Annotated in this window: 1 pseudogene; it reads left to right on the top strand. The window is 58.3% G+C overall.

Annotated features, from left to right (window positions below):
- Positions 1-104 precede the first annotated feature (104 nt).
- Positions 105-530, top strand: a pseudogene (tnpA, locus tag ACWGTO_RS33645) (IS200/IS605 family transposase).
- The last annotated feature ends 319 nt before the right edge of the window (positions 531-849 follow it).

Below are 849 nucleotides of genomic sequence, written 5' to 3'. Positions count from 1 at the left end.
CCTGCATGACCCAATGCTCAGCGGCGCTCGAACCACAAGGCTCATGAATAGGACGGGCTAGGCGGCAGGGAGGGGGGCGGCCATTTGCGATATAGATTGGTAGGATGGAAGCGTACAAGCGCGACAGCCACACGGTCTGGGATTGTAAGTATCACCTGGTTGGGTGACGAAGTACCGTCATGCGGTGCTTGGCGGGACGTTGGAAATCGGTGCGGTGAGTTGCTGCGCGAGACAGCGCAAGCGCATGAAATGGTCGTGCATGCCGGGTCGATTAACCGAGACCATGTGCATATGCTAGTGTCGATCCCGCTGTGCATGTCGGTATCGCGCGCGGTGCAACATTTGAAGGGGCGGAGGTCGCATAAGCTGCTGAGCGTTCGGGATATTGCGCAGGCGCTACTGGGGCCAGCATCTGTGGGCGAGAGGCTATTGGGCGGCGACGAGAGGGAACATTACCGACAAGAATGTGGACTGAGTATATTAAGAACCAGGCGCCGACAGAGCCCGACGACAACTTCAACGTGACGTGAGTTGGGGCACCCTGTCCGCCTAGCATTACAGTTGCATTTTAGTTCTCAGATGAGCTCGTCGAGCGGCCGCCTGATGGGCGCGCCTCCAGCATGACCATGCGATGACGTAGGCGGGGCTTATGCGACGCTGGGCGAGTCTGGTGGCGATGCGCCGGACTTCCTGGATAGACCAGCGGATCAAATCCTGATGGTCGGCATCCGCGGTCTTTTTTGGGGCGTCGCGTCATTGGCGCGGTATCGGATCACCGCCATCATGGCTGTCAATGCCGGGTGAAATTTCCTCAGAAGTGCCGAAGTAAAATTCCCCAATTATGCCGCC

Source organism: Mesorhizobium sp. PL10 (assembly GCF_053714315.1).
Note: the sequence above shows the minus strand (reverse complement) of the source record. Positions and strands in the feature narration are given on the sequence as shown.